The sequence below is a fragment of the Synechococcus sp. R8-2 genome, from assembly GCF_047461715.1.
Taxonomy (GTDB): Bacteria; Cyanobacteriota; Cyanobacteriia; order Thermostichales; family Thermostichaceae; genus Thermostichus.
Genome location: NZ_JANSHQ010000277.1, coordinates 1 through 7,933 on the forward strand (window position 1 = coordinate 1; position 7,933 = coordinate 7,933).

Genomic DNA, 7,933 nt, shown 5'->3' on the forward strand with positions numbered 1-7,933 from the left:
GCTTATTATTGACTAGAGTCATCCTCTATCCTTGGTTGACCCTGGGCCTGCTGGTTCCTCTGGCCTATTGGTGTTGCTCTCGCTGGGTTTTTGCCCTGGCCGTGGTGAACTTTGGCCTGGCGTTGCAAGGGTTAGCCGAGCGTTTGGGCAGCTCTTTCCAAGGTTTAACCCTTTTGCATCTGCTTGGTGTTGCAGTTGTGTGGGGGTTGGGTCTGTGGCACCAACGCCATAAGCCTTGGCTAAGCCGGGTTTTAACTGAAGGAAGGGATCCAGAGCTTCCCGGCGAGCTGGAGCAAGGCTTGGATTTGGCCCCGACAGCCCAGAACTTGGCTCTGCTGGGGCTGGGTGTCCTGCTCTATGTCTGGAGCTTTGTCGGGACGTGGGTCGATCTTTCCGAGGATCCCCTCTGGAACGTTGGGGATCCCTGGGCGAGCTTGTCGGCAGTGGGGTTGCTGCTGCTGACGGGCTGGAGCTGGTGGCAGGGTTGGCAGGAGAAGAGATCCCAGCCCGTTTCGTCTTGGCTGAAGGATGCTGCTGTTCTGATTTCTCTGGTTGCCTTGGCGCTTTTGCTGGGGATCGGCAGCTCTGTGCCTTTGAACGTGACGGCAGGAGCAGCCTTGGTCCTCTTTGCCCCCTGGATAGTGACCTTGCTGTTGCTGGGGCTGTCAGCAGTGCTCTGCTGGGAAGGGCTACAGCAAGGGCGGCGGGGGCGCTTCTGGCAGGGACTGTTGGGGCTAACCCTGGTGGTGCTGACCCGCTTTTTCGAGTACCCAACCGGCCTGTTGGCCAAGTCGGCGGTGTTGGTGGCCTGTGGGATCGGGGTGATCTGGATTGGGCTGAAGTTTGAGCGGCGCATCTTCTCCAGATCCTAAGTTTTCTTTCCCTTCTGGGAAGCCAAGTCCGCTTGGTTTAATTTGGTTTAACTAAGCGCACCTTAAGGCAAAGACCTAAATTAAGCTTAATTAAATTTCACAAGGTTTGAGGAACCTGCTCGTATTCCGGAAAGTCTTTGCTACCAGATTATTTTTCCTCTCCGTCGGCTTTAGCTGTAACTGAGGAAGAACGGGCATCTCTATACTTTTAAGGTTTGGAGAACACAGATGAAAGCAGGGCTTCACTTGGGCATTTTGGCTCTACTACTCACACCGTTTTGGGAGAGTGGTTTTCTTCCAGGTACTGCCTTGGCTCGAGATCATTTTTTGGTGGCTCAGGCCCCGGAGCCAGCTAGGCAGCCTATGCCTTCTGTGCCTAGATCGATACCCTCCCCAGTTCCCATAGCTCCGGCAGAATCCTCAGAAACTGTAGATGAGCTATTCCGCCAGGTTCCTTTCCCCCTTTCGCCAAGACCTCTGCCTGGCCTTCCGTGCTCGAGACCCATGGTGTTGCGCTCAGTAACCCTCAGCGCTCCTCCGCCAAACCCTGCTTCCCCCCTGGAATCGGAGGTTCCACCCAAAGTTTGGGAAACTCTCCAGGGCCCTTTCGGGACAGTCAACTGGGGAGAGCCCCAACCAAATAAACTCTTTGCTCATACCTTCCAATGGAGCCCCCCTTGTAAAGCAGGCTGCCGGATGGGAGGCACCCTTACGTTTACCTATCGCAATAACTTGCAGGCAACAAGTAACACAACTCCTGATGCCGGGAACGACAAGTACTACCTATTCAACAGCGCGATCGGCGGGATTTCACCTCCAACTCAAGCAACCCAATCAGGGTTTTTGTATACTTTCCCAAGTCCGCCTACTTCCCCAATTCCGGCTGGCACAATCTTCACCAAAACTCTAACCCTCTCGCCGGCAGAGATTGCCAACAACCGAGTGACCTTAGTAGTTCAAGATGATACGGCGGTTTTGGAAGCTAAGCTAGAGCTTAGATACTGCTGCTGCGAATGCGAATTTCCCATTTGAAGTTGAGTGAAATTTGCCTTAGGGGGGACTTCCGTGCCCCCCTTTTCTTCAACTCCCCCTGGCTGCAGACCTCAAAGCTTACTCAGAAAGGGTGGAAAAGCCTAACGGCGGGCCTGGGCAAAAATGGCCTGCAAAATCTCGTCGGCCCCCTGCCGTTTTAGCTTTTCTGCCAAAGCTACCCCCACCGCTTCCGGGTCGGCTACGGATCCCATTTGGCTGTCGCGGATGAGCCGCCGGCCATCCAGCTCGGCCACCATACCGGTTAGGTGCAGCGCCTCCCCTTGGACTTGGCTGTGAACGCCAATGGGCACTTGACACCCTCCTTCCAAAGCCCGCAGGAAAGCTCGCTCTGCCAAGCAGCGGGCTGTGGCCTCCGCATCGGCCAAGGGTCGGATAAGCTCCAGAATCCGCTCATCTCCCTGCCGACACTCGATTCCCAGGGATCCCTGGCCAACCGCGTACAGAGACACGCTGGGATCCAACACCTCGTGGATCCGGTCGGCTTTGCCCAGGCGCTTCAACCCGGCCACTGCCAAAATAAGGCCGTCGTACTCTCCCCTCTCCAGCTTGGCCAAGCGGGTGTTGAGGTTGCCCCGCACATCCTTAAAGTGCAAGTGGGGAAAGGCATGGCGCAGTTGGGCCAGCCGCCGCAGCGATGAAGTGCCGATCACCGTCCCCTCTGGCAGGGTGGCCAGTCGGTAATCCCGGAACTTTTCCCCCACCACCAAAGCATCCAGGGGATCCTCCCGCCGCGTGATCGCCCCCAACACCAAGCCCTCCGGCAGGCGGGTGGGTAAGTCTTTAAGGCTGTGTACCGCCAAGTCGCTGCTGCCGTTGAGCAGGCTAACTTCCAATTCCTTGGTAAAAAGACCTTTGTCCCCAATTTTGGCCAGTGCCACATCCAGGATGATGTCTCCCTGGGTGGAAAGGGTGTTGAGCTCCAGGGGTAATCCCGGATGGTGTTCTTGCAACTGACCCATCACCCACTGGGTCTGCACCAAAGCCAACTCGCTTTTTCGAGAGGCGATCCGCACCGGCTTGGTGATCCCAGCAGAGGGTTTGGAGGGGGTCGAAGCCAGTTCACTCATGGCTGCCGCAAAAAAGAACACTGTCTCTCACGCTAGCCGAATCTGTGCCAGGGCAAGGCGGCGGCCTTTAAGATCCTTAACCAAAATTGCAGTTTCCCGAAATCAAGACTTTACCGCAGGGATCCCAGCCGGTAGGATAAGTAGATGGATTCTCCGGCTCGGCGGGGGAGGATCCGGTCTGTCAAGCTCCTCTTCCCCAACCCCAGAGCTTTTGAGGGGAGCTTTCTACAATGGGCACAAGCCCCTGGTTTGGTTGGTCGTCTGCCTGGATGAGTCTTATGGAAGAAAACAACGTCAGCAACGGCACTCAATTACTGCTCAAACGCAACATTCCCGTTAAGGTGGTGGTCACACCCCTTTGGAAAAAGGAAATGCAGGAGCAATTAGAGCGGCAGATCGAAGCCACCGATGCTCAGATGCAACAGCTGGAGTTTCAGGGCAAGCGGGCTATTGCCGAACTGGAGAAACAGAGCCCCAACCCCAACAGCCCCCAAGTGCTCCAACAGGTGGAAGCGGTGAAAAGCCGCGTGAATGAGCAGAAGATCCGGCTCTTGGATCAGAAAAACCAACTGTTGCAGCAGATCAACCAACTGAGCACCCTGGAGCTCAACCAAGAAGTGCTGCAGGGCAATGTGGAGAGCTTCTTCCGAGTCCAAAAAGGAGACAACCTGATCCAGAAAATGCAGGTCGAGATCCTTCTGGAAGATGGGGTGATCAAAGAGATTCGCGGTAACCCATAGGCTACTCACCCCCTTGCCGGAGAAGCGGCAGTCGGGATCCCCAATTTTTCTCGCCTGTAGGTTCTCGAGAACTCCGTTTCGCCAACACAATGGGTGACAATAGGTAACAACCTCTTAACAGCCTTTGGGTTAACGCTCGCACAGGCTGGCGAGGTTGGGTAACATTGCCGCCCGGGGGAGGATTCCCATGTCTGAGTTCGTCTGGTCAGAGCCAGAGCCTCTCGAGGATCTTCATCTTCCCGATTGGTTGCTCACCTCGGCCCAGCGCCGCCGTCTCAAGGCTCTGCTGGTTCTGGCCATGGTGTGGGGGTTGGTCAGCCTGATGCATGTGGTGCCGACGGCCCGTTGGATCACCGTTGGTTTGGCCACGTTCATGGTGATCCACATTAGCCGCTTATTTCGCCTGCAACCGGCGACCTCCCTGCCCCCTCTGAGACTTCCTCCTGCCGCTGCGACCCGCCGGGATCCCAGGTCAACAGATAACAGCGATGACCCTAACAACAATGACTCTGTCCTGCCAATGCAACGGGATGGGCAGAGCGGGCTTTCTGAGTTGGGCGGGCTGGCCTTGCCCCGTGTGGCTGTGTTGATCCCGGCCAAGAATGAGAGCGCAGTGCTCCCACGGCTGTTGCACAGCTTGACCCAGCTCCGTTACCCCACCAGCCATCTGGAGCTGTGGGCCATCGACGACAACAGCAGCGATGCCACCCCTGAAGTTCTGCGGGAAGCCCAAAAGCGGATCCCGCATCTGCGGGTTTACCGGCGGCAGCCGGGGCGGGGCGGGGGTAAGTCCGGCGCCCTCAACGAGGTACTGCCCCTCACCCAAGGGGAGATCATCCTGGTCTGCGATGCCGATGCTGTGGTGCCCTCGGATTTTCTTGCCCGCACTCTGCCCTTGTTTGTTCAAGTGGGAAGCCTGCGCAGCCGTTTCAGCAGACGGACGGTAGGCGCTGTCCAGGTGCGCAAGGCCCTGAGCAACCCCAACGTCAACTTCTGGACTCTGGGGCAGGTGGCGGAAATGGCCTCTGATGCTTACTTCCAGCAGCAGCGCGTGGCTGTGAGGGGTATTGGCGAGCTACGCGGCAATGGCCAACTGGTGCGGCGAGATGTTTTGGAAAAGTGCGGCGGCTGGAACGAGGCCACCCTCACCGACGACTTGGATCTCACCTTTAAGCTGCACCTGGCGGGCGTAGATATCGCCTTTCTGCCAGAGCCGGCCATCGTCGAAGAAGGGGTCACCTCTTGGAAAAGCCTCTGGCACCAGCGCTGCCGCTGGGCAGAAGGGGGCTACCAGCGCTATCTCGACTACTGGCCAGGGATCCTCGGTCGCCGGATGGGGATGGCCAAAACGGTGGATCTCTGGGCCTTCTTTATTTCTCAGTACTTGCTGCCGATGGCCTTGGTTCCCGACACCCTCTGGGTGCTGTTGACGGGCCACTCCTCGGTGCTGCTCCCCTTGAACGCTCTGGTGATGGGCTGCCTGACGGTGGCCTTTTACCGGGGGCTACGCCAGGTGGAGGGCTTGCGCGGACGGCGACTTTGGTGGCACACCGCCCTGGGCTTGGTCTACATGCTCCACTGGCTGCCGGTTATGATCGCCACAACCGCTCGCATGTGTGTACAGCCCAAGCGCCTAAGGTGGGTGAAAACTGTTCATCACGGCGCTTGAGGTCAGCAAGTTGGATCCAATCCTGCTATCCTAGTCAAGCACCTGCTCACGCCCTGCTCGACCATGGCCAGCCTCTACTACGACACCGACGCCAACCTGGAGCCTTTGGCCGATAAAACCGTTGCCATCATCGGCTATGGCAGCCAAGGCCACGCCCACGCCCTCAATTTGCGCGATAGCGGTGTCCAGGTCATCGTTGGCCTTTACCCTGGCAGCCCTTCCTGGCCCAAAGCCGAGCAAGACGGCTTAATGGTCAAAACGGTGGCGGATGCTGCCGCTGCCGCCGATTGGGTAATGGTTTTGCTGCCCGATGAAGTGCAAAAGGCCGTTTTCCAGGGCGAAATCCGTCCCCACCTGCAGCCGGGGAACGTGCTCCTCTTTGCCCACGGCTTCAACATTCACTTCGGGCAGATCCAGCCGCCGGCAGACGTGGATGTCATCATGGTTGCCCCCAAAGGCCCTGGGCACTTGGTGCGGCGCACCTACCAAGCGGGGGAAGGGGTGCCCTGCCTGTTTGCCGTCTATCAAGATGCCTCGGGAATGGCACGGGAGCGGGCCATGGCCTATGCCAAAGCCATCGGTGGCACGCGGGCCGGCATTTTGGAAACCACCTTCCGGGAAGAGACCGAAACCGACCTCTTTGGCGAGCAGGTGGTGCTCTGCGGTGGGCTGACGGCTCTGATCAAAGCGGGGTTTGAAACCTTGGTGGAAGCGGGCTACCAGCCGGAACTGGCCTACTTCGAGTGCCTGCACGAGGTGAAGCTGATCGTGGATCTCATTGTCGAGGGGGGCTTGGAGAAAATGCGCCACAGCATCTCCAACACGGCAGAATACGGCGACTACACCCGTGGCCCCCGCATCATCACGGAGCAAACCCGCGCCGAGATGAAACGCATCCTCGCCGAGATTCAAAGCGGCCAATTTGCCCGTGAATTTGTCTTGGAAAATCAGGCCGGCAAGCCAGGGCTTACTGCGATGCGGCGCCGCGAGGCCGAACACCCCATTGAACAGGTGGGCAGGGAGCTGCGGGCCATGTTTAGCTGGCTAAAGAAATAGGTCGGATATCTGGAGCTGAGGGTAGACCATCTCTGTGCTGGATCTGAAGCTGCTGCGGGATCGCCCTGAACAAGTACGCCAAGCCCTGCAAAATCGCCGGGCCACAGTCGATCTGGATGGGATCCTGCAGTTGGATCGGGAGCGGCGGCAGTTGGAGGCCCGCAAGGGATCCCTGCAGGCCGAAAGCAACAGCCTCGGCAAAAAAGTCGGCGAGATCCTCCGCCAGGGGGCGGATCCCCAAGGCCCCGAAGTGGCGGCCCTCCGGCAGCGGGGGGTGGATCTCAAGGCCGAGATTGCCCAACTGGAGCAGCAGGAACGGGAGCTGGAAGAGGAGATTCGTGCTCGGCTGCTTACCCTGCCCAATTTGCCCCTGCCCAGCGTGCCGGTTGGCCGAGATGAGGCCGACAATGTAGAGGTGCGCCGCTGGGGTGAGGAGCTAAAGCCGGCCCATCCTGTCCTTCCCCATGACGAGATTGCCGAAAAACTGGGGTTGCTGGAGATTGGCCGTGCGGTCAAAGTGGCCCAAAGCCGCTTTGTGGCTATGGTAGGGGCGGGCGCGGCCCTGGAACGGGCTTTGATTGCCATGATGCTGGAGCGCCACGTTGCAGCCGGCTACACCGAGGTGATCCCACCCTTTTTGGTCAACAGCGCCGCTTTGCAGGGGACGGGGCAGTTGCCCAAGTTTGCCGAAGACAGCTTTCGCTGTGCTGACGACGACCTGTGGCTGATCCCGACGGCGGAAGTTCCCCTTACCAATCTGTACCGGGATGAGGTAATCCCTGCGGAGTCCCTCCCTCTTTACTTCTGTGCTTACACCCCTTGTTTTCGCCGTGAGGCGGGCAGCTATGGCCGCGACACCAAGGGGCTGATCCGGTTGCACCAGTTTCAAAAAGTGGAGCTGGTCAAGGTCACTCGCCCAGATCAATCGGAAGCCGAACACGAGAAGCTGGTGCAGGATGCCGAGGCCATCTTACAGATGCTGGAGCTGCCCTACCGGGTGGTGGAGCTGTGTAGCGGCGATTTGGGCTTTGCGGCAGCCCGCTGCTTTGACTTGGAGGTGTGGTTCCCCTCCCAAAATCAATACCGCGAGATCTCCAGTTGCTCCAACTGCTGGGACTTTCAGGCCCGCCGTGCCAACCTGCGCTACAAAGAGACTGGCCAGAAAGGCACCCAGTTAGTTCACACCCTGAACGGCTCTGGCTTGGCGGTGGGGCGCTCTCTGGCTGCCCTGCTGGAAAATCACCAACAGCCGGATGGCTCGATTCGCATTCCCAAGGCGCTGCGTCCCTTTCTCAGCTCCCGGTTTCTCTCGGAAGACGGGATCCTCATTCCTGCTGCCTGAGCTCAAACTCAACCCAGTTTGATTGAGACTCGATTGAGACGCTCCTGCCCACCCGGCAGACGCCCTTATCTTTTCTGCAGTTTGGAAATGAATCAGCTTGACCTGCTCCTCGCTCTACAAGGATGAGGATCCCT

6 protein-coding genes are annotated in these 7,933 nt (G+C 58.3%); 5 read left to right on the top strand and 1 reads right to left on the bottom strand.

What is annotated here, in order from left to right:
• Positions 1-872: hypothetical protein (locus NW819_RS07270; RefSeq protein WP_414413344.1), on the top strand; the 872-nt coding region annotated here is incomplete at its 5' end.
• Positions 873-2,005: 1,133 nt separating this feature from the next.
• Here NW819_RS07270 and hemC read toward each other — a convergent pair.
• Positions 2,006-2,992, bottom strand: coding sequence for a hydroxymethylbilane synthase (gene hemC / locus NW819_RS07275; RefSeq protein WP_414413345.1), 987 nt, complete (start codon positions 2,990-2,992; stop codon positions 2,006-2,008).
• A gap of 278 nt (positions 2,993-3,270) precedes the next feature.
• Here hemC and NW819_RS07280 point away from each other — a divergent pair, with 278 nt between their 5' ends.
• The 4 genes from NW819_RS07280 (at position 3,271) to serS (ending at position 7,799) form a co-directional block, all read left to right on the top strand.
• Positions 3,271-3,732, top strand: a complete 462-nt coding sequence (locus tag NW819_RS07280) for a YlqD family protein (protein ID WP_011433386.1) — start codon at positions 3,271-3,273, stop codon at positions 3,730-3,732.
• A gap of 187 nt (positions 3,733-3,919) precedes the next feature.
• The gene (locus NW819_RS07285) at positions 3,920-5,401 is read left to right on the top strand and encodes a glycosyltransferase (RefSeq protein WP_414413346.1); all 1,482 of its coding nucleotides are present in this window, start codon (positions 3,920-3,922) and stop codon (positions 5,399-5,401) included.
• A 63-nt stretch (positions 5,402-5,464) separates the two neighbouring features.
• Positions 5,465-6,457 (top strand): ketol-acid reductoisomerase, encoded by a 993-nt coding sequence (gene ilvC, locus NW819_RS07290; protein ID WP_414413347.1) that lies wholly within the window; start codon positions 5,465-5,467, stop codon positions 6,455-6,457.
• A 34-nt stretch (positions 6,458-6,491) separates the two neighbouring features.
• The gene (gene serS, locus NW819_RS07295) at positions 6,492-7,799 is read left to right on the top strand and encodes a serine--tRNA ligase (protein ID WP_414413348.1); all 1,308 of its coding nucleotides are present in this window, start codon (positions 6,492-6,494) and stop codon (positions 7,797-7,799) included.
• The last annotated feature ends 134 nt before the right edge of the window (positions 7,800-7,933 follow it).

Excerpts from the sequence above, each read along its gene's own strand:
- NW819_RS07285 (WP_414413346.1), top strand. The coding sequence starts at position 3,920 with ATGTCTGAGTTCGTCTGGTCAGAGCCAGAGCCTCTCGAGGATCTTCAT.
- hemC (WP_414413345.1), bottom strand. The coding sequence starts at position 2,992 with ATGAGTGAACTGGCTTCGACCCCCTCCAAACCCTCTGCTGGGATCACC.
- ilvC (WP_414413347.1), top strand. The coding sequence starts at position 5,465 with ATGGCCAGCCTCTACTACGACACCGACGCCAACCTGGAGCCTTTGGCC.
- NW819_RS07280 (WP_011433386.1), top strand. The coding sequence starts at position 3,271 with ATGGAAGAAAACAACGTCAGCAACGGCACTCAATTACTGCTCAAACGC.